This window comes from Mesorhizobium sp. M0106 (assembly GCF_040322715.1).
GTDB lineage: Bacteria > Pseudomonadota > Alphaproteobacteria > Rhizobiales > Rhizobiaceae > Mesorhizobium.
This window is the reverse complement of sequence record NZ_JAMYUA010000069.1, coordinates 1-19,990: the sequence shown is the minus strand read 5'-3', so window position 1 is coordinate 19,990 and position 19,990 is coordinate 1. Positions and strand designations below refer to the sequence as shown.

14 protein-coding genes are annotated in these 19,990 nt (G+C 60.2%); 2 read left to right on the top strand and 12 right to left on the bottom strand.

Translation table 11 applies throughout. The features are described from left to right. The 8 genes from NKJ55_RS33245 to NKJ55_RS33210 all read right to left on the bottom strand — a co-directional run. Window positions 1-586 (bottom strand): ATP-binding cassette domain-containing protein (locus NKJ55_RS33245; protein ID WP_352453582.1); only part of this gene is annotated, 586 nt, incomplete at its 3' end. Between the two features lie 55 nt (window positions 587-641). Beyond that, window positions 642-1,742, bottom strand: a complete 1,101-nt coding sequence (gene sfnG, locus NKJ55_RS33240) for a dimethylsulfone monooxygenase SfnG (protein WP_023722893.1) — start codon at window positions 1,740-1,742, stop codon at window positions 642-644. A 27-nt stretch (window positions 1,743-1,769) separates the two neighbouring features. Further along, window positions 1,770-2,339, bottom strand: coding sequence for an FMN reductase (msuE, locus tag NKJ55_RS33235; RefSeq protein WP_352453581.1), 570 nt, complete (start codon window positions 2,337-2,339; stop codon window positions 1,770-1,772). Between the two features lie 199 nt (window positions 2,340-2,538). Next, entirely contained in the window at window positions 2,539-3,426 is an 888-nt protein-coding gene (locus tag NKJ55_RS33230; protein WP_352453580.1) for an ABC transporter permease, read from the bottom strand. Next, window positions 3,423-4,382, bottom strand: a complete 960-nt coding sequence (locus NKJ55_RS33225) for an ABC transporter permease (protein WP_352453579.1) — start codon at window positions 4,380-4,382, stop codon at window positions 3,423-3,425. The genes NKJ55_RS33230 and NKJ55_RS33225 overlap by 4 nt, the downstream gene beginning before the upstream one ends. A gap of 7 nt (window positions 4,383-4,389) precedes the next feature. After that, a complete protein-coding gene (locus NKJ55_RS33220) occupies window positions 4,390-6,024 on the bottom strand; it encodes an ABC transporter substrate-binding protein (protein ID WP_352453578.1) in 1,635 nt (544 codons plus the stop codon). A gap of 33 nt (window positions 6,025-6,057) precedes the next feature. After that, window positions 6,058-6,834, bottom strand: coding sequence for a DUF427 domain-containing protein (locus tag NKJ55_RS33215; protein ID WP_352453577.1), 777 nt, complete (start codon window positions 6,832-6,834; stop codon window positions 6,058-6,060). A 22-nt stretch (window positions 6,835-6,856) separates the two neighbouring features. Next, window positions 6,857-8,215, bottom strand: coding sequence for an LLM class flavin-dependent oxidoreductase (locus NKJ55_RS33210; protein ID WP_352453576.1), 1,359 nt, complete (start codon window positions 8,213-8,215; stop codon window positions 6,857-6,859). Window positions 8,216-8,423: 208 nt separating this feature from the next. Here NKJ55_RS33210 and NKJ55_RS33205 point away from each other — a divergent pair, with 208 nt between their 5' ends. Both NKJ55_RS33205 and NKJ55_RS33200 read left to right on the top strand, forming a co-directional pair. After that, a complete protein-coding gene (locus NKJ55_RS33205; RefSeq protein ID WP_352453575.1) occupies window positions 8,424-10,226 on the top strand; it encodes a dipeptide ABC transporter ATP-binding protein in 1,803 nt (600 codons plus the stop codon). Window positions 10,227-10,814: 588 nt separating this feature from the next. Continuing rightward, entirely contained in the window at window positions 10,815-11,153 is a 339-nt protein-coding gene (locus NKJ55_RS33200) for a BRA0787 family protein (RefSeq protein ID WP_352453574.1), read from the top strand. A 307-nt stretch (window positions 11,154-11,460) separates the two neighbouring features. Here the strand turns inward: NKJ55_RS33200 and NKJ55_RS33195 are convergent, their stop codons facing one another. The 4 genes from NKJ55_RS33195 to NKJ55_RS33180 form a co-directional block, all read right to left on the bottom strand. Next, window positions 11,461-14,679: a type I restriction endonuclease subunit R gene (locus NKJ55_RS33195; RefSeq protein WP_352453573.1), complete on the bottom strand. Its 3,219-nt coding sequence runs from the start codon at window positions 14,677-14,679 to the stop codon at window positions 11,461-11,463. After that, window positions 14,679-16,811 carry a GmrSD restriction endonuclease domain-containing protein gene (locus NKJ55_RS33190; protein ID WP_352453572.1) on the bottom strand — a complete coding sequence of 711 codons (2,133 nt, stop codon included), beginning with the start codon at window positions 16,809-16,811 and terminating at the stop codon, window positions 14,679-14,681. Before NKJ55_RS33190 ends, NKJ55_RS33195 begins: the two co-directional genes overlap by 1 nt. 63 nt (window positions 16,812-16,874) lie before the next feature. Then, on the bottom strand, window positions 16,875-18,257 hold the full coding sequence (locus tag NKJ55_RS33185; RefSeq protein ID WP_352453571.1) for a restriction endonuclease subunit S: 1,383 nt from the start codon (window positions 18,255-18,257) through the stop codon (window positions 16,875-16,877). Continuing rightward, window positions 18,254-19,810: a class I SAM-dependent DNA methyltransferase gene (locus NKJ55_RS33180; RefSeq protein ID WP_352453570.1), complete on the bottom strand. Its 1,557-nt coding sequence runs from the start codon at window positions 19,808-19,810 to the stop codon at window positions 18,254-18,256. The genes NKJ55_RS33185 and NKJ55_RS33180 overlap by 4 nt, the downstream gene beginning before the upstream one ends. Window positions 19,811-19,990: the final 180 nt, after the last annotated feature.

Here is a 19,990-nt window from a genome sequence, read left to right as displayed (position 1 = left end):
GCAGGCCGTAGGGCAGCGTTGCGACCAGGCGATCGGCGACGGCCTCGAGATGCAGGAAGGCGATTGTCTGGTCGACCTTTTCAGCGATCGCGGCATCTTCGCGCCGGGCGCGCGGTAGACCGGCGATATGTTCGACGAAGCTGGCGCGCCGGGTGTGGACGCGGCCCGACGCGATGTTGTCGCGCACTGAAAGCCCACCGAACAGTGCCAGGTTCTGGAAGGTGCGCGCGACGCCGAGCCGTGCCAGACGGCTTGCCGACACCCGGGAGAAGGACTGGCTATCGATCGCGATCTTGCCCTGATCGGCGTGATAGAGGCCGCTGATGATGTTGATCAGCGAGGATTTGCCGGCGCCATTGGGACCGATCACAGCGCGAATCTCGCGGCTTTTGACCTCGAGGTCGACATCCCGCAGTGCCGTGACGCCACCAAAGGAAATGCTGATCCCGCCCAGCGCCAGGATCGCATCAGCCTTTGCCGACAGGCGCGCCGGGCGCGTGTCCTCGACGGGACCAGCACCAGCAAGAATGCCGGAAATTTCGGGCGCGCGCTCGTATGCGGCGGCTCCCAGCGAAGCACCAATCATGAAACGTCCCTGATTTTAAAGGCGTGCGGGCGGCGGCCTGGAGGCCGCGCGTGTCCTATTCCGCGGCGACGAGCTCCCTGTCGCGCGCCGCTTCCAGTTCGCGCACCAGAGGGATGACGCGCTTGCCGAAGAACTCCACCTCTTCCTGGAAATGCAGGAAGCCGAGCAGTATCAGATCCGCGCCGGCATCCTTCAGCTTGAGGATGCGTTCGGCAATCTGTTCCGGCGTGCCGATGAGATTGCTGCGGAAGCCGTCATTGTATTGGACAAGATCCTCGAACGAGGATTTCGCCCAGTTACCCTCGCCTTCCGGCGACGCCTTGCCGGCATTCTTGACCTGATCGGCGAAACCCTGCACCGCCTCCGGATTGGCCTTGGCGATGATCTCGTCGAGCACGGTGCGCGCTTCTGCCTCGGTTTCGCGAGCGATGGCAAAGGCGTTGACGCCGATCTTGACCTTGTGGCCATTGGCCTTCGCCTTGGTCTTGATGTCGTCAACCTGCTTCTTGATCTCTTCCGGCGTGTTGCCGTTGGTGAAATACCAGTCGGAAACCCGCGCAGCCATGTCGCGCGCCGCGCGTGATGAGCCGCCCTGGAAGATCTCCGGCTGCGGATCGATCGGCTTCGGCTTCATCGAGTAGTTGGTAAAGCGATAGAAGTCGCCCTTCAGAGTGAAATTGTCCTCGGTCCAGATGCCGCGCAGCGCACGGATGAATTCCTCCGAACGGCGATAGCGCTCGTCATGGTCGAGCCACAGCTCGCCGATGGCGGCGAACTCACCGCGGAACCAGCCGCTGACGACATTGACGGCGACACGGCCATTGGTCAGGTGGTTGATGGTGGCTATCTGCTTGGCCGCCAGCGCTGGATTCCATGGGCCGGGCAGGATCGCCGCGATGACTTTCAGCGTTGTGGTCGCCGCAAGCAAGGCATGGCTGAACGATACCGATTCGTGCTGGTTGTCGGCGCCATAGCCGGCCGTGAAGCGTATTTGGCTCAGCGCGTAGTCGAAGCCGTTGGCCTCGGCGATCTGGGCGAGCTTGCGGTTATAGTCGATGTCCCAGCCGGTCCGCTGCTCGATGTTGGAGATGACCAGGCCGCCCGAGACGTTCGGGACCCAGTAGGCGAATTTCACGTTGTCGGAATTCGAGGTCATTTCGTTCGTTTCCCCTTTTGATTGGCTTCAACCGACGCGCGTGGCGACGGCAGTGTTTGCATCACTGGAATTAAGCAAGGAAATCGCTTCGGTAGCGGCCCGTGAGATGCGCTCGATAATCGCCGCGCCGACGATCTTGGCATCGACGAAATCGTCGGGCGCGCCGTAGACGCCGGTCGGGACCGTGACGGCCCCGAAAAAACCGAACAATGGCCGGAGCTGATGTTCGAGAACCAGGCCATGGTATGGACTTCCGCCGGTTGCCGCGAGAAGCACGGTCTTGCCCGTCAGTGCACGATGATCGACGAGGTCGAACAGGTGCTTGAGAGCGCCGGTGTAGGACGCCCGATAGACCGGCGTTCCGACCACGAGCAGGTCGGCCTTCTCGACACGCTGGATGATCGCTTCGCCAGACGCGCCGAGCGCACGACGAGACAGCCCGGCGAAAATCGAAGGCGCCGCCTCGGTGATTTCGATCAGGCCGGTGTCTGCCGGGACGCGCAAGGCGACTGCCTTGACCAGCGCGTTGACCACCGCGGTAGTGCGCGATGGTGTGCTTACGCCGCCGGATATTCCGAGAACCGATAGCCTTCCCAACTCGTCAATCTCCCGGACCCTGCATGCGCATCGGGTCATTTCCAAACCGGGGCAGACGATATTCGATAAAATCTATAGAGATAAGGAACTACGTTCCGATTTTTCGGCCTCGCGGAGAAAAATGCCGTTCTGCTAATGGACGTAGCAATGTCCGTATAGCGAGCAGACCGAAGCTCAGGCCATCAATACGGCTTCGCATTCATCCATCACCATTTTCAAACGCGCCTAAGCCTTGGGCAATTAGGTTCGTTGCCATGACCAGTGAAACGATCGCGCCGGAATTGAAAACGACGACCCACCATTTACCGCCGGTCAGGAAGCCGTAGCCGTCGGCGACGGCCAGTCCCCAATCGGCGGAAGGCGGCTGGATGCCGAGGCCGAGAAAACTCAGCGTCGCGATCGAAAAGAACGCGTAGCCCAGCCGAGTGACGAGCTCGATGAGGATCGTCTCCCTGATGTTGGGCAAAATCTCCAGGAACATGATGGGGAGCGCGCCTTCGCCGCCAAGCCGGGCGGCGCTGACATAGTCGCGCTCCTTCTGCTCGCGCACGGCGGCGCGGACGGTGCGCGCCACCAGCGGCGCATAGGCGATGCCGATCACCAGGACGACGGTCAGGTTCGACGGCCCGATCGCCACCAGCGTCATGGTGACGAGAACGATGAATGGAAACGCCATCAGTGTATCGAGCAGCCGCGCGCCGATGGCATCGGTGAGACCATCGAAATAGCCAAGCACCAGACCGATGATGCTGCCGGCGGCAACGCCGACCAGCGTCGCCAGCGGCGCGACCAGCAGGATATCGCGCGATCCGACGATAATGCGGGACAGCACGTCGCGGCCGAGCTGATCGGTCCCGAACCAATGCGAGGCATCGGGCGGCGTCAGCATCGCCAGAAAATCCTCGGCATAGGGATTATACGGAACGAAAAGATTGCCTGCTACCGCGCATACGACCCAGAACAGTAGCAGCAGCGTTCCGATCACGACCGATGGGGGCAGTCCGGAGAAGGCACTGCCGATCCTGCGCACCGCCGGAAAACCGGCCACGGCGCGCCGTGATGCGGGAAACTCCGTCAGATCCGTCATGGCGAGGTCCGACGGCGTTGCCGCGGATCGAGCAAGGCCAGCACGAAGTCGCCCGCCGCCGCCGAAAGAACAAAGATTGCCGCCATCACCAGCACCCCCGCTTCAAGCATCGGGAAATCTCGCGCCTTGGCCGCGTTCAGAACCAGATTGCCAAGTCCCTGGATGCCGAACAGCGCTTCGATCACAACCAGCCCGCCAAGCATGTATCCGGTCTGCGTCGCCAGCACCGCGATGGTCGGGGTCAGCGCATTGCGCAGCACGTGCCGAAGGATGATCTCGCGCCGCTCAAGCCCTTTCAGGACGGCGGTGCGTGTGTAGTCGGCGGCCATCGCCTCGATCACGCCGGCCCGCGTCATCCGGGCGATGTAGCCGGCAAGATTGAGCACCAGCGGCAGCGCCGGCAGGATCAGATAATAGCCTTGCGTCCAGAAGCCCGCGCCATCCGGCGCAACGCCTGAGATCGGGAACCAGTTCAGCCACAGGCCGAAAACGATGAGCAGCATCAGGCCGGACACAAAATCCGGCACGATGCCGAAGGAGACGCCCGCCATCACGATCAGCCGGTCGATGAGGCGCCCGGCGTTGAGACCGGCGATGACACCGCCGCCAACCCCGAGCGGAATGAGAAAGACCAAAATAATGCCGGCAAGGGATGCGGAGCGCTTCAGGCTCTCCAGAACGAACGGGGCCACCGGCGCGCGCATCGAAAGCGAGGTGCCGAAATCGCCTGACACCGCCTTGCTGAACCAGAGCCAATACTGGACGAGAACTGGCTGGTCGGCGCCCAGCCGCTTGTTCAGCTCCGCCACCGCCTGCGCGTCGGCAAACGGCCCGAGCATCACGCGGCCGACATCGCCGGGCAAAACCTGCCCGGCGAAGAAAACCAGGACACTGACAAGCCAGAGCGTGAGGACAAGTGTGCCCACACGCGCTGACAGAATGCGGCCGGTCAGCATGTCGCGATCATGCCTGGACGAAGGAAACGCGATCGAGCAGCAGATGCGAGATTGCGGTGAAGCGCACGCCTTCGACCTTCGAGCTGACAATCCGGCTGTATTGCGAGAAGTAGCTGATGATCGCCGGCGTCTCGTCAAGCAAAAGCGTCTGGATCTTGCCGGCAGCAAGGCGCTGGGCATTGAGGTCACGCGCCTTCGAGTAGTCGAGCAGCAGCGCATCATAGCCGGGGTTGTTGAAATGCGCCGCGTTCCAGGCTCCCGTACTCTTCAGCGTGGCGTTGAGGAAGATGTCGGGCGTGCCGCGATGGCCGTAGTCGGTGATGCCGAGAACCGAATCCAGCCAGGGCGAGCTGCCGAAGGTCGCCGAGCCGTAATAGGCGTCCTGCGGCAGGACATTGAGCTTGACATCGATGCCGACCTTTTTGGCGAAGTTCTGGATGATCACCGCATAGTCGGGAATGTCATAGGCGCGTTCGGTGGTCAGCGTCACCTCGAAGCCGTTCGGCACGCCGGCCTCGCCAAGCAGCCGCTTGGCCTCCGTGATATCCTGCTTGCGCTGCGGCACCGGATCGGCCGAAGGGAAGATCGGCGCGAACGGGGTGTCGTTGCCGATGATGGCGCGGCCCTTCAGCAGGCCCTTGACCACCGCCTCGCGGTCGATGGTGAGTGCCAGCGCGCGGCGGATGCGCTTGTCGGTGAACGGCGCCTGGTCGGTTCTGAGGTGCACCTGGTCATGCGAGCTTGCCTGCACGCTGAGCAGCTTGAAGTTGGGGTTGCCCTCGATCGCCAGTTCCAACCGCGTCGTGCTGGGGATGACGTCGAGCTGGCCGGCCTGCAGCGCCAGCACCTGCGCCTGCTCGTCGTCGAAGAACTTGATCTCGACGCGGTCGGGCAGCGCCTTGTCGCCCCAGTAATCGTCATTGCGCACGAAGCTCGCGCCTTGCTTGGGACGGAAGGATTCGAGCTTGAACGGGCCGGTGCCGTTGAAAGTCTTCTCGAAATCGCCGGCATAGTCGGCCGGCAGGATGACGGCATTGTAGACGTCGGAGGAGACATAGAAGGGAAAGTTGCTGTTGGGACCGTCGAGATCGAAGGCGACTGTCTGCTCGTCGACCAGTTTGGCGCCACCCTTGGACAAGATGCCCTTGTAGGCTGAGAGCGCCGACGAGCCGCTGGCGGGATCGACCAGCCGCTCGAAGCTCGCCACCACGTCCTTGGCGGTGACGGCGCGGCCATCGTGGAATTTCACTCCTTGCCGCAATTTGAAGGTCCAGCGGCTGGCTGTCTCGTCGGCCTCCCAGGACAAAGCGAGCTTCGGCTGGAGACCGTCCTTCGGATCGTCGAGGATCAGATATTCGCCGACCTGGCTGATCACCCCGATGCTGGCCGGATCGGTCACCGAAACCGGATCGATCGCCTTGGTCGGCTGACCGAGCCCGACACGGACCGTACCGCCGGCGGCGGCCGCGGCGCGCGCGGCTCCGAACCCCTGCGAGGTGGCAAAGCCTGTCAGGCCGAGCAGTGCGGCGTATTTCAGGAGATCGCGGCGCTTGAGAAAGCCGCCCTGATATTCGTCGACGGCGACATTCCAGATGTCCCCCGACAGGCTGCGAAGTGCGTCGATATCCCTGCGTTTGGTCATGTTAAACCCTGCTTTGAAATGAAAATTAAAAACCTATGCGACGGGTTCGCCGTCGAGATGGATGCGGTCAACGGCCTGCGGATAGAAGGCGATGAGGCCTTTGATCTTCGGCATTTCGACGATTGGATCCCGGTAGCTCCAGGCGATGTCCGGGCGCACCGTTCCGTCGCTCAGCAGCCCCGACCAGTAGGAGGCAATGCCCTTGTAGGGACATCGCGTCGTTGTAACGGACGCCGTCAGCCGCTCCAGCCGGATGTCTTCCGCCGGTAGATAGAAACGCGTCGGCAGATGGGTCTCGAACAAAAGCACCGGGCGGTGACTGTCGGCGATCGGCTCGCCGTCGAACCAGACCTGCACATGGCTCGTGCTTTGCAGCACATCAATGCGCGCATAAGGGTCTCGCGCATGGACGAAGACCTCTTCGTCCTCCTCGAACCATTGGTCGACGGCCTTCCAGGTGAAGGCGATCCGGCCAGCCAGGGACGCCAGCGATTCGTCCGGCGGCGAGATGAACGCCCACGCCGCGTTGGCACTGCGCCTGTCGCCGCTGTCGATATCCCAATAGGCCGTCTCGCCACCGACTGGATGCGGTTCGCGATGCAGCGAGGGCTTCAGCACCGACGGGTCTACCGCTGACGGCGGGAAGAAATAGATCGGCAGGAAATGGTTGGAGCGCAGCACGAGCACGTTGCGGCTGTCGGCGATCGTGCGGCCGCCGAATTTGACGCGGACGCGCTTGGGACTGTGCAGGACATTGACGAGATGCGGGGCCGTGGCTTCGCGCGGCTGAAGTCTGGGTGCTGCTGTCATGATCGTTGCTCCGAAGCGGATGTCAGGACACGGCGCGTGCGTTGTCGCGCTGCTCGGCGAAGCGGTTTGCCGGCCGCGCCAGACCGAAGCGGTCGCGCAGCGTTCCTGGCGCGTATTCGGTCGGGAACGCGCCGCGGCGCTGCAGCTCCGGCACCACCTGCTCGGCGAAATTCACCCAGTCCTCGGGCAACAGCGGGAACATCAGGTTGAAGCCGTCGGCGGCGCCTGAAACGAACCAGTCCTGCAACTGGTCGGCGATCTGTTTGGGCGTGCCCACGACAGTCGGGACCGAACCGCTGTTGGCGAGCTTGCGGGCGATGTCGCGTAGGCTGAGATTCTGCTTCGACCATTCCTTGACCCGGTTGAGCGATGTCCGTCCGCCATTGAACGTGCTCTCGTCCGGTAGCGGCGGCAGCGGCCCGTCTGGCGGATAGACTGAGAGATCCAACCCGCTCCAGCTTGACAGAAGGTCGATGCCGACCTGATCGGGAAGCAGCGTCTGCAGGTATTCCTGCCGTTCCCGGCCCTCCGCCTCGGAGGCGGCGACGATCGGCAGGATCCCCGGCAGGATCTTAAAGCTCTCCGGCCGCCTGCCGTGGCGGGCAAGCCGCTCGTTGATATCCTGGCGATATTTGATTCCATCCTCCTTGGTGCTGTAGATGGCGAAGTGCGCATCGGCCTGGGCGGCGGCGAAGTTCTTGCCGTCCTCGGACGAGCCTGCCTGGACGATCAGCGGGTGGCCCTGCGGCGGCCGCGAGACGTTGAGGGGTCCGCGCACCTTGAAGTGCTTGCCCTTGTGATCGATGGGGTGGACCTTGTCGGGATCGGCGAAATAGCCCGTCTCCTTGTCGATCAGCAGCGCCTCGTCTTCCCAGCTGTCCCAAAGCGCCTTGACGATATCGAGGAATTCGGCCGCGCGCTCATAGCGGAACGCATGTTCGATGTTGCCGTCGCGGCCGAAATTGCGCGCCTCCTCGTCCATGGCCGATGTGACGACGTTCCACGACGACCTGCCCTTGCTGATATGGTCAAGCGAGGCGAACATGCGCGCAACATTGTAGGGCTCGCTGTACGAGCTCGACACCGTGGTGATCAGGCCGATGTGTTTGGTCACGCCGGCCAGTGCCGACAGCAGCGTCAATGGCTCAAGGCGGGCATTGGCGTAGTGGGCGACACCGCTCTTGACCGAATCCCAGATCGAAACGTGGTCGGCGACGAAGATGGTGTCGATCCTGGCCCGCTCGGCCGCTTGCACGAGATCACGGTAGAACTCGAAGTCCAGCACCTCCCGGCCCGGCGCCCGCGGATGGCGCCACGACATCCGATGATCGCCCTGCGGGTTGAAGAAAAATGCGCTGAGGATCATGTGGTCTCGAGCCATGCCGGTCTCCTTCCAGATCTGCTCTGGAGCCAAATCTGCTCCGGAGATTGTCGCACTGCTTCGGCAAGCGGCGACAATCGCTCTTGAGCCATGAAAGTTAGATTGCGCTCCGTCCTAATTCTAGTAACTTTATAGATATAATGCGTTGCGAAAGTGGAAGCGATTGCCCTCGATCGCGACGCTGGAAGAAAGTGGTTTCAAGCTCCCAATGTCCTCCTCGGTTCTGAACGTCGACCAGCTTTCCATCGCCTATGAAGGGCGCAATGGATCGCATCCCGCCGTCAGTGGCGTCTCCCTGCGCATAGGCGAAGGCGAAGCACTCGGCCTTGTCGGCGAGTCTGGATCGGGGAAAAGCTCGGTGGCGCTCGCCATCCTGCGCTATCTGCCGAAGAATGCCCGCATCGCGGCGTCAGCGCTGGAGTTCCAGGGCCGCGAAATCCGCGACCTCTCCGCCGAGCAGTTGCGCCAACTCAGGGGAAATTACATCGCCGCCGTCTACCAGCACCCGGGCGCGGCCCTCAACCCAAGCATGACGATCGGCCGCCAGATCACCGAGACGATCATGCGGCATCGCCCGGTGCGCCATGACGAGGCGCGCGAGCGGGCTTGCGAACTGCTCGGGCGCGTTCGGGTGAGCCATCCGGAGCGGGTGCTGGGGCTCTATCCACACGAACTCTCCGGCGGCATGCAGCAGCGCGCCAACATCGCCATCGCGATTGCGCTCGACCCGTCGCTGCTGGTGCTGGACGAGCCGACGACGGCGCTCGACGCCAGCGTTCAGTCCGAGATCATCGCCATCCTCTCCGGCCTGCGCAAGGACCACAAGACCAGCATTCTGCTGATCAGCCACGACATCAACATGATCCGCCGCTCCTGCGACCGGGTGGCGGTGATGCAGTCGGGAACCGTGGTCGAAAGCGGCGCCGCCGGCGATGTCTTCGACAACCCCTCTCACGCCTATACGAAGGCGCTGATCGCCTCGATCCCGGCGCTCAACTACACGAAGCGGAATGGAAGACTGGCGGAGACGGACGGCCTGCCATCGCACTCGGCCGTCCAGAATGAAGATGCCGGCGAGCGCAAAGAACGCCGAATCGCGATCGCCTGTAAAGGTATCAGCCATGCCTTCGGCAGCCAACCGGTGCTCAGCAATGTCGATCTCGATATCGGCCACGGCGAGACCTTCGGGCTGATCGGCGAGTCCGGTTCCGGCAAGTCGACCCTGGCAAGGATCGTCACCGGCCTACAGATGCCAGACGCCGGATCGGTCGAACTGTTCGGCAGGACGGTCGCACCGCGCGTCGAGAAGAGAAGTCTTGGCGAACGCCGCGATGTGCAGATGGTTTTCCAGTCGCCGGATCGCACGCTCAACCCGCGTCAGCGGATCGGCAGGATCCTCGGCCGCCCGCTACGCCGGCTCGCCGGCCTGCGCAGCAGTGAGATAAATGCCCGCATCAGCGATTTGCTGCAATCGGTTCGCCTTGCCGGCGCCACAGCCGAGCAGAAGTCGCGATCACTATCCGGCGGCCAGCGGCAACGGGCGGCCATCGCACGGGCCTTCGCCGGCGTGCCGAAGGTCGTGGTGCTCGACGAACCCACTTCGGCGCTCGACGTTTCCGTCCAGGCAATCGTTCTCAACCTGCTCAACGACCTGCAGCGCGACAAGGACACGACCTATCTGTTCATCAGCCACGATCTCAGGGTCGTGCGCTACATGGCCGACAGGATCGGCGTGCTGTACCGCGGCCGCCTGGTCGAAACCGGCTCATCCGACCAGATTTTTCACGGGCCCAATCATCCCTATACGAAACTGCTGCTGGCGGCGTCTTCAGACGATGCAGCGCCGAAGATCATCTCTCAGGCCGACATCGCGGCGGGCCCGAACCAGGGATGCGCCTTCGCCGGCCGTTGCTCGATCGCTGTTGCCGATTGCAGGAAAGCCGAACCGCCCCTCAGCCAAGCTGGCGACGAGCACCTGATCGCATGTTGGCGGCTCGACCAAGGTTCATGAAGACGGATCATCATTCTGAAGATCCGTCGCGCTCGCGAGGAAGGCACGATGGAGCTGATCCCCGTCGCAAAGTGCCAAGAGACCGGGAGCTGCGGCCGTTCGAGGCGTGGATAGCAGGAAGCTTGGCGATCAGGCATCCACCGTAGTCACAGGCAAGCTCGCATGGCATTTCGTCTGAGGCTCGCTCCTTACAAGGCAATGTCTACAAGTTTGATAGACATTTGCTAAGAAGCCGGTCATACTGCGCTCTTCAAGTGCCTGACTTTTCGCCGTCCATGTTCGCAGGATCAGGAGATGACGATGACGCAGACATTTCTGGAAGCCGTTCCGGGCTGTATCAGGATCGTGATCGGCGCCCTTTTCCCGCCCATGGAGCTTTCACGTTATGCGCCGGACTAGGCGCAGGCGGACGACGCTTCTGACTCCGAGGCGAAATTTCGCCGCTCAGGACGGGATGAAGCTTTCTATTGGGGCATCGGCACTTGCGGCTATTGGTAGGCACCGTCGCATCCGGCCATAGACCTATCATCGAAATGCGGGGGGTTACCTGGCAGCATTGGCTGGCTGTCGCGATCCAGGAGGAGACCGATGATCACACGCCTTTTACCCGCACTGCATGAGGGCCATGCTCCGATTCATTTGCACGGAGCCTTCGACGATGCCTTGGAAGCCTACCAGACCTGGACTCCGGGAACGGACGAGCCGCACGTGGAGTTTGAGAACCATATGGTGCCGATCAGTTCGGTCTTCGGCCGCATGCGGACCTGCACCGATATTCTTCCTTGGCGCATCGAGGGCGATGTCCTAGAGGTTGTCGGCAATACACTGGTGTTCGGCGGCGAAAAGGCGATCACTTACGCCGATGCCGCTCTGGTCCTTCGCGCTTTGTGCGTGAAGCGGCTCCGGAGCGGCGACGTCGGCAACTAACAGGCGACGCTGCATAGGTTCCCGTCAAAGCCGGAGCCGGGCACAAGGGCAGCTCGGCTCCGTATCATTCAGCCAGTATGCGTCGCGATCTGCCCTGATAGCCTCTATTTGCTCAGTCGGTCATGCGCGGCGATGGCCATAGCTCTGCATGGTGCGGATAGACTGGTGCTGCGAGAGAGGATTGAACTCGGCTGGTTTCGCCTTTTGCAATTGTATTTGTTGGTTATTTTCGGCTATTCGTCAAGCGTTGTGTAGAACCCACGTGTGGAAGGTATCCAACCGCTTTGCACCACAATGAGAGCCGGCTTCAATAGCTTCCGTGACTGGATGCCACCTCCCGTAGCATCACCTCCGCTTGCGCCAGCACGGTCTGTACAGCCTCCTGCTCCAAATCGGGCGGATATCCGTACTTCTTAAGAATGCGCTTTACGAGAACGCGCATGCGAGCACGGGCAGTCGCTTTGTGGTGCCAGTCCACAGTCGCGGAACCCCGCATCTGCTCGACCAAATCGTGAGCGATCACTCGCAGCTTCTCACTGCCCATGGCCTCGATGGCGCTCTCGTTCTCAGCCAGAGCGTCATAGAAGGCCAACTCCTCTGGTGAGAGGCCATGCTCCTCGCCACGGTCAGCCGATGCCTTTATGTCCTTCGCCAGGGCGATCAATTCTTGGATCATTTCAACGGTCGAGATGGCTCCTGCATGATAGCGAGCAACGGCCTCTTCCAGACGTCGTGAGAACGACTTGGTCTCTACTACGTTAGACCGCGAGCGGCTGCTGATCTCGCCGTTGAGGAGCTTCTTCAACGCCTCCAGCGCAAGGTTTTTCCTATCCATCTGCTGAATTTCAGCGAGGAACTCCTCGGATAGGATCGAGAGGTCCGGGGTCTGGATGCCCGCAGCCTTGAGGATGTCCACGATTTCGGCGTTGGCGACCGCCTGATTGAGCAGTTGCTCGACGGCGAAGGTTCTGGCCCGGTCGGACATCTTTCCCTTCGCCGTGGTCTTAGCCAATGCCGCCCGCACTGCTTGGAAGAAACCTACCTCGTCACGTATCTGCCGAGCTTCATCACTGGCAGATGCCAGTGCATATGCCTTGCTCAGCTCTAGAATGGCGCCCTGATACCGTCGGTGTGCCTTCTTCTTTTCCTCCGTACCGGAGACTTTGGCTGCCTCCCGCTGCTGCCACGCCAATATCCAGTTGATTGCATCGGCAAGGGAGACGAGACGCTGCTGAGGCTGGCCGACGATGCCAAGACGGTAGTCGTGGCCGTGATACATCCCGCGCACAACCTCATACTTCTCCATGAGGACGGCGACGGCCTGCTCCTCGTCAATACCAGTCTTCTCCTGATCGGATGCCGTGTATTGCCCGAGGGCATTCTTGAGGTTCTGGGCGATGCCGATGTAATCAACAATCAGCCCGCCCGGTTTATCCTTGAACACCCGATTGACGCGAGCGATGGCCTGCATCAGTCCGTGTCCACGCATGGGTTTGTCAATGTACATAGTGTGCATGCAAGGCGCGTCGAAGCCCGTCAGCCACATGTCGCGCACGATCACCAGCTTGAGTTCGTCCTCGGGATCACGCGCCCGCTTGGCAAGCGCATCGCGCCGCTTCTTGCTGCCGATGTGCGGTTGCCAGTCGAGGGGATCGGACGCCGACCCGGTCATCACAATCTTGATCGCGCCCTTGCTATCGTCATCGGAATGCCAATCCGGTCGCAAAGCGATGATGTGCTTATAGAGATCGACGCAGATGCGGCGGCTCATGCAGACTGCCATCGCCTTGCCGTTCATACCAGCGATGCGTGCTTCTAGGTGCTCGACCATGTCGGCTGCGATCTGTGATAAGCGCTTGTCCGACCCCACCAGCCGCTCGACGGTCGCCCACTTGGCCTTCTGCTTTTCCTGCTCCGACATCGTGTCGTCTTCGAGGATCGCCTCGATCTCTGCATCGATGCGTGGCTTCTCGTCTTCGTTCAACTCAATACGAGCCAATCGGCTCTCGTAGAAGATCGGAACGGTCGCCCCGTCCTCTACGGCGCGGCTGATGTCGTAGATGTCGATGTACTCGCCAAAGATCGCTGGCGTGTTCACGTCGTCGGCTTCGATGGGCGTCCCGGTAAAACCGATGAACGACGCATTGGGCAGCCCCTGCCGGATGTAGTGGGCGTAGCCGTAGCGGCGCTTGCCGGTCGTCTTGTCGAGCTTGGCATCAAAGCCGTACTGACTGCGATGCGCCTCATCGGCAATGACAATGACGTTGCGGCGGTCGGTGAGCACCGGGAAGCTCTCCTCCCCCGCCTCGGGCGAGAACTTCTGAACCGTGGTGAAGATGACGCCACCAGAAGCGCGATTGAGGAGACGGCGAAGCTCGTCGCGGCTGTCTGCCTGCTCGGGCGTCTGGCGGATCAGGTCACGGCACAGGCTGAACGTCCCGAACAGCTGATCGTCAAGGTCGTTGCGATCGGTCAACACAACCAGCGTCGGGTTCTCCAGCGCCTTTGACTTTACGATCAACCCACCGAAGAACGCCATCAACAGACTTTTGCCCGAACCCTGCGTATGCCAGATGACGCCGATCTTGCGGTCACCGTCAGGCTTCGCGGCCTCGATGGCGCTGGTGAGCGCCTTCGTTGCGCCATGGAACTGGTGGTATCCGGCGATGACCTTGAACGGACCTTCGCCCTTGTCGCCGAACACGACGAAGTCATGCAGCAAGGCGAGGAACCGTTTGCGGTCGAACACGCCGCGCAACAGCGTCGCCATCTCGCGGGGCCCGTGGGGCGTGAAATCGTCATCAGCTCCCGTCACCGTCCGCCACGGCATGAACCGTTCCTCGTCAGCGGTAAGCGACCCTATCCTGGCCAGAACGCCATCCGATGCGATCAAGACCGCGTTCGTCCGAAACAGTGACGGCACCTGCGCCTTATACGTCTGGAGCTGATTGAAGGCAGCGCCAATGTCGGCGGTTTCGGCACCAGCGTTCTTTAACTCGATGATGGCGAGGGGCAGACCATTGACGAACACCACAACGTCGGGACGGCGCTTGTGGCGGCCCTCAACCGCGGTAAATTGGTTGGTCACCAGCCAGTCGTTGTTGTCGGCGCTATCGAAATCGATCAGCCAGACCTTGTCGCCCTTGATCTCCCCATCGGCCACTACGAACTCAACATCGACACCTTCCGTAAGTAGCCGATGGATACGCCGGTTCTCCTCAACCAGCGACGGCGTTTCCGTGATGAATAACTGCTTTATGGCAGCGGATCGGGCATCAGCTGGAATGGTAGGATTGAGACGCTCGACGGCGGCAGCTAGTCGCATCGTCAAGATCGTGTCCGAGTAGGCGTCACGCTCTGGCGCGGAGCCGTCAGGCGCGATCTTGTTCGAAGGGGCGTAGATGTAGCCAAGCCCTTCGAATATGCCTATGGCGGCCTCCTCGACAATGTCCTCGCGAAAGCCGGATCGGGAGTACTCCGTCTCGACCTGCCGGTAAACGATGTCCATCGCGTCGCCCAGAGGCATCAGACGAAACGCTCCTTGATGTAAAGGAGGGCCTGCTCGCCAGTCATCTCGCGCGAGGAATTGCCGTTTCGAACGTAGAAACGCTCCATGGGCACTCCACCTTTGTCTGCGATCTTCAGGTAAATCGGCTTGTTGGCCGGCGCGACATCGAGCCGACAAATTTCCTTCTCATCGATTTCCGGAAAGGAGACCTTGAGTTTCGTCGCACCAAAAGCCTCGCCGAAGGCATTGATGACGAGAGTTTTTAGGTGCAGTTCGAACTTGTCGCGATCACCGCCGCCCATGCTCTTGTAGTCGTTGTCGAGGCCGGAAATAGAGCCATCGTCAGCCACGCCGATCACTAGCGTCCCGCCTTGCAAATTGGCGAAAGCGGCGATCGTCTTCATTATGACGCCTTCGAGGTCCTTATTCATATTCCCTTGACGGATGTCCCAGCGAAGCGTTTCCTTGAACTCGACGTCTTCGTTCTCACCTTCGGCGATCAAATCCTCCAAGCTAATGCTTTCGGAAACGGCATTCGTATCGGCCAAGCCCTCAAGCCACGCATTGAGGCTGTCAGCCAACATCTTGCGACGTGTCTTGAGGAAGAGTTCATAGTTTTCGATTTGCCAGAGTTCTTGGTCCTCGGGGATCAGTTGCAGGGAAAGCGCCTTCGGCTGGTTCTTCATTACTGAGGTCAAGTACCCTTCGGTCTCCTTCTTGCCTTTCGACCGATTGGCGATTTGGGTAAGCAACGCCCGGTTCGTCAGTTCCTGGGCCAACTGGTACTTCAGTCGGTTCTCCATGCCATACCCCTCGGCCTTGAGGTTGGCGAAGGCAAAGATGTGGTCGTACTCTAGTTTGTACTTCTCACCCATCGGACGATGAATGGAAACGCCGGTGGTGAGGCACTTCGCCCCCTTGCTTTTGAGGTGCCAGCGCACGAGGCCGAACAGCGGATGCTGAATGGCGCTGCCCACGAACTCATCGGCCGCAATTGAAATCGCCCCACCCCGTTCCTCGCGGATCACGTCCAGCAGTCGGTCGAACGGCATGTCAGAAGTGGCGACGATCTTCAGGTCATGGTCCAGCCGCTGGGGAAGCTGGCTCACGTAGCGCCGACGAACCTGCGAATAGTAGAACCACTTCACCACCTTCTGAATGTCGGTATGGCTCAGTTTGCAGTCACGCTGGAAGCAATAGGCGACGATTGGTATCAACGCGTAGATTGAGTTGATTTCATCTGTGTGGTCTACGTAGGCGTGGTCGCGCAGCAGGTTCGCAACATAGTCTAGGACCTTGGCATCGAGCGCCTTCCAGGCCGCTCGGATCGCGTCGTTGTTGTCTTCCGAGTGCAGCTTGCGCATCTCGGAGCCGCCTTGGTGCAAAATGGCGAGCAGGGCGAAGACGACAAAATCCAGCCTGAACACGAAGCCGTTTTTCTTGAGTGCCTCCAGCTTCGCCTTGAATGCTTCGCGTGCCTGCGGCCAGTATCCTGAGATTTGCGCCAACGCGAGTTCGGCGTCGGTGAGCGCCACTCCACCCGCATTGACGATGTAGAATATATCGATCGCCTCCCGCAGCGACGCCCTCACTGGGATATTCTGCTCTGGGAAATCGCGGTCGAGAATACCCTGTACGGCGGCAAAGTTATCGTCGATCCGATCGTCCTCTGCCTTCGTCAACACTCGGCCGGCCTTCTCCAGTGCTCGCACCACTTCCTTGGCGCGAATGTTCTTCTTGAATATGTCGGTCACGTGCAGCCATCGCGGATCGGTAGCCATACGCTTCTGGAAATACTCGAGCTCCAAAGTCTCCACATTGACGTGAAGGCCGCGCGTATCGTCGGTGACTTCGTCGAGCGTGTAGTACGGGGGCAGTTCGCCCTGTACCAACATGTAGAGGGTCGTGACGCGTTGCTGCCCATCGAGAAGGATCTTGATGGCGCCCTGCCTAGGATCATAGGCGTGATCGCCCTTGAGTTCGGGTGGGTGATTGGTGTCCCAAGTCAGGATCGTCCCGGTGGGATAACCCTTAATCATCGAACTTAAAAGGAGCTTTGCATCCTTCTTTTTCCAAACGTACTCGCGTTGAAATGCAGGGATGAATAGTTGATTTGCATCTATCTTTTCGAGAATACTGCTAATTTTCATGGGAGAACTTTCAGTATGAAATGCCTGTGAACGAATATCCGGCCGCCCGTTCCGCCTGGGATGTCACTGCGCTGCCTCCAGACGGCGCTCGGCATCCCGGATGGTGATCTCGCCGGAAATGAACTTCGGGAGCAGGAGGTCTCGGGTAGCCGCGAGCGTCCTACTTTGTGCTCCATTGGCGAGTATTCGAGACACAAGGGGGTGGACCAAGGAGCCAAAGGCCGCAGCTATTTCATGGCCCGCATCGACAAACGGTAGCGCCTTCACGGCTGTCGAATTCAGCCCGGGGGTTGCAACGCCGGTCCCGCGATTTCGCATCTCATCCATAAGGGCTTCTGACGTAAGCATGAAATATAAAAACTCTTGAGTAAACGGTGGGCACGCCCTGATCCTGTAGACGTGTTCGTTTATGCAGAACTCGGAAAAAGGAAATCCGGACCCGAACATGCTCACATGGGGTTCGAATTCTCCAGGTCGCCCGCCATCTTTGTACAAAAGCACATCACGGTCACTCACATAGCCCCGCTTCATGCCTTTATGAAACTCTACACTAACATACTTCGTCTTACTAAAGTCGTACTTTCCAATACCAACGATACTCTCGGCGCCAATGCTAGGTATTCCAAAATTGATGCCCTTGACGCCGCCTTTTGGCCGTGACCCAGTCTCCAGTACTGACAGGATGGATGCAAGCGGACTTGTCGACCAGCCCGACGGCAGCCCATCATCACCCAACGCTTCCGGAAACAGATTAGCCAGTTCCTGCGCCTCGTCAGGGTCGGTGACGAGACAGCCCACGATATCGACAGGATCGGTTGCGCCGTCGATCTTGCGGCGGGTTGGGCCGAAGTTGACATACCAGTCGCGAAAGATCGCCTGCGCCATAGTTTCCAGCGTTTCATTCATCCGCCGGTTCACTTCGATCTTGGCGTCAAGTGCGCCGAGCACTTCGCAGATGAGCTTTTGTTCCGGCTGTGGAGGTAGCAGGAACCTATACGCCTTTATGCGGCTCGGTGACGTGTGCTTAACGGTTGAACCCGTGCAACTTGCCAGCACTTCTGCCCTGTAGCTCGATGTTCGCATCAGCCAGTAGATGAAATCACGGCTGGCAAGATCAGAGGTACAATCAACTTTTCCAAGGCGCTGATTGTGCAAATAAACAGACCCATCATGGGGAACTATCGCAGGGTACCCAAGGGTATCGCCCGCTTTGCTGAGATCCGTCATCGTCACCAGGAGGTCGCCAGCTCGAAGGACGTAGCCTGGGGCTGATGGGCCGTCGTAAAACTTGAGCTTCCCAAACTGGAAGCCGCCACCAACTGCGAAGTTGCCCGGCGTCAGTAGGATGTCTCCTGGCGGCGCGTCTCGGAAATACTCGCCTTTGAACGCAAAGCCATGTTTCACCTCTATGAGGTCGCCGAGAGTTGTAGAGGTCCATCCGCTCATGGCGTCACGTCCCCTAGTACTCGCTCGATCCGCTCCTCCAGCGTGCGCCCCTCTGCAAACTGTGACTGTAGCTGTTCGCGCAGTTCCTCGAACTTTTCGGCGAACAAAACACCGTCAATCTCTGCCTCTGCTGCACCCACATATCGACCGGGCGCAAGCACATGACCATGCTCGCGAACCTCTGCTAGGGTGGCCGACTTGCAGAAACCCGGATCGTCGGCGTAGTCGGCCCAGCCGTTCGCCGCCCGCGTCTCAGGCGTGGCACGCCAGCGGTGGTAGGACCCAGCCATCTTATCGATGTCCTCTGCACTGAATTCCTTGCGTATCCGATCCACCATGAAGCCGAGCTTGCGAGCGTCAATGAACAGGATTTCTCCGCGCCGGTCGCGATGACCGTTGGCGGTCTTGTTCCGCGCCAGTATCCAGAGGCAGGCAGGGATTGGGGTGGAGAAGAACAGTTGGCCCGGCAGTGCGACCATACAGTCCACCACATCCGCCTCGATCATGGCCTTGCGAATGTCGCCCTCGCCAGATTGGTTGGACGACATCGAACCATTGGCGAGCACGATACCCGCTGTTCCACGTGGGGCCAAATGGTGGAGGATGTGTTGAAGCCAGCCGAAGTTGGCGTTCCCTCTTGGCGGGACGCCGTGCTTCCAGCGCTGATCGTTTGTCAGGCGCTCACCACCCCAGTCCGACACATTGAAGGGCGGGTTAGCCATGACGAAATCAGCCTTGAGGTCCGCGAACTCGTCTCGATGGAAGCTGCCCTCATTGTTCCATCGGATGTCCGCGTCAATGCCCTGCACCGCGAGGTTCATCTTAGCCAGCCGCCACGTGGTGTGATTGATCTCTTGACCGTAGATCGCGATGGCATCACGCCGCCCGCCGTGCTCCTCAATGAACTTTTCCGACTGCACAAACATGCCGCCCGATCCGCAGCATGGATCATAGACGCGCCCCTTGTAGGGTTCGAGCATTTCGACCAGAGTGCGTACGACGGAACGGGGCGTGAAGAACTCGCCGCCTCGCTTGCCCTCGGAACTGGCAAACCCTGACAGGAAATACTCGTATACGCGGCCCAACAGGTCTTTCGCCGTGTCGGTGCTATCGTGCATGCCTATGTTGGAGAACAGGTCGATCAGCTCGCCGAGCATGGTCTTGTTCAGCGTCGGACGGGCATAGTTCTTGGGCAGGACGCCTTTCAACCCCTCGTTGGACGGGACCTTTTCGATGGCCTCCATCGCCTCATCGACCAGCTTGCCTATCTCGGGGCGCTTGGCGTTAGCCTGCAAGTGCGACCAACGGGCCTCTTTCGGCACCCAGAAAACGTTCTCAGCCAGATACTCCTCGGGGTCTTCCGCGTCGGCGTACTCGTCCGCCTTCAGCTTGGCATGCTGACCCTCGAAGGCGTCGGAAATGTATTTTAAGAAGATCAGACCGAGCGCGACATGCTTGTACTCGGACGGTTCTAGATTGCCGCGCAACTTGTCAGCTGCCTTGAACAGTTCCGCCGTAAAAACGAGATCACTGTTGCCGTTCGCTGCTACCACTTGTGCCCCTCCCAAATCAGGGGGAGAGCGTATTCACCGTTATCGCCAACTGTAAAGTCGATGGCCCGTAATTAGGCCTGGGTGGCATCATCTAAGTAAGCGCGATTTTCCCTGCACGTTGACGCCGGCGCTTTCGACGGATGGCCTTCGAATTGGGAACGGTATCTGGTCTGATCAGAC

What these genes read in the sequence shown, in the direction of transcription:
- sfnG (WP_023722893.1), bottom strand. Translation starts at nt 1,742, where the DNA reads ATGACCTCGAATTCCGACAACGTGAAATTCGCCTACTGGGTCCCGAAC.
- NKJ55_RS33230 (WP_352453580.1), bottom strand. Translation starts at nt 3,426, where the DNA reads ATGACGGATCTGACGGAGTTTCCCGCATCACGGCGCGCCGTGGCCGGT.
- NKJ55_RS33225 (WP_352453579.1), bottom strand. Translation starts at nt 4,382, where the DNA reads ATGCTGACCGGCCGCATTCTGTCAGCGCGTGTGGGCACACTTGTCCTC.
- NKJ55_RS33220 (WP_352453578.1), bottom strand. Translation starts at nt 6,024, where the DNA reads ATGACCAAACGCAGGGATATCGACGCACTTCGCAGCCTGTCGGGGGAC.
- NKJ55_RS33215 (WP_352453577.1), bottom strand. Translation starts at nt 6,834, where the DNA reads ATGACAGCAGCACCCAGACTTCAGCCGCGCGAAGCCACGGCCCCGCAT.
- NKJ55_RS33210 (WP_352453576.1), bottom strand. Translation starts at nt 8,215, where the DNA reads ATGGCTCGAGACCACATGATCCTCAGCGCATTTTTCTTCAACCCGCAG.
- NKJ55_RS33205 (WP_352453575.1), top strand. Translation starts at nt 8,424, where the DNA reads ATGTCCTCCTCGGTTCTGAACGTCGACCAGCTTTCCATCGCCTATGAA.
- NKJ55_RS33200 (WP_352453574.1), top strand. Translation starts at nt 10,815, where the DNA reads ATGATCACACGCCTTTTACCCGCACTGCATGAGGGCCATGCTCCGATT.
- NKJ55_RS33195 (WP_352453573.1), bottom strand. Translation starts at nt 14,679, where the DNA reads ATGCCTCTGGGCGACGCGATGGACATCGTTTACCGGCAGGTCGAGACG.
- NKJ55_RS33190 (WP_352453572.1), bottom strand. Translation starts at nt 16,811, where the DNA reads ATGAAAATTAGCAGTATTCTCGAAAAGATAGATGCAAATCAACTATTC.
- NKJ55_RS33185 (WP_352453571.1), bottom strand. Translation starts at nt 18,257, where the DNA reads ATGAGCGGATGGACCTCTACAACTCTCGGCGACCTCATAGAGGTGAAA.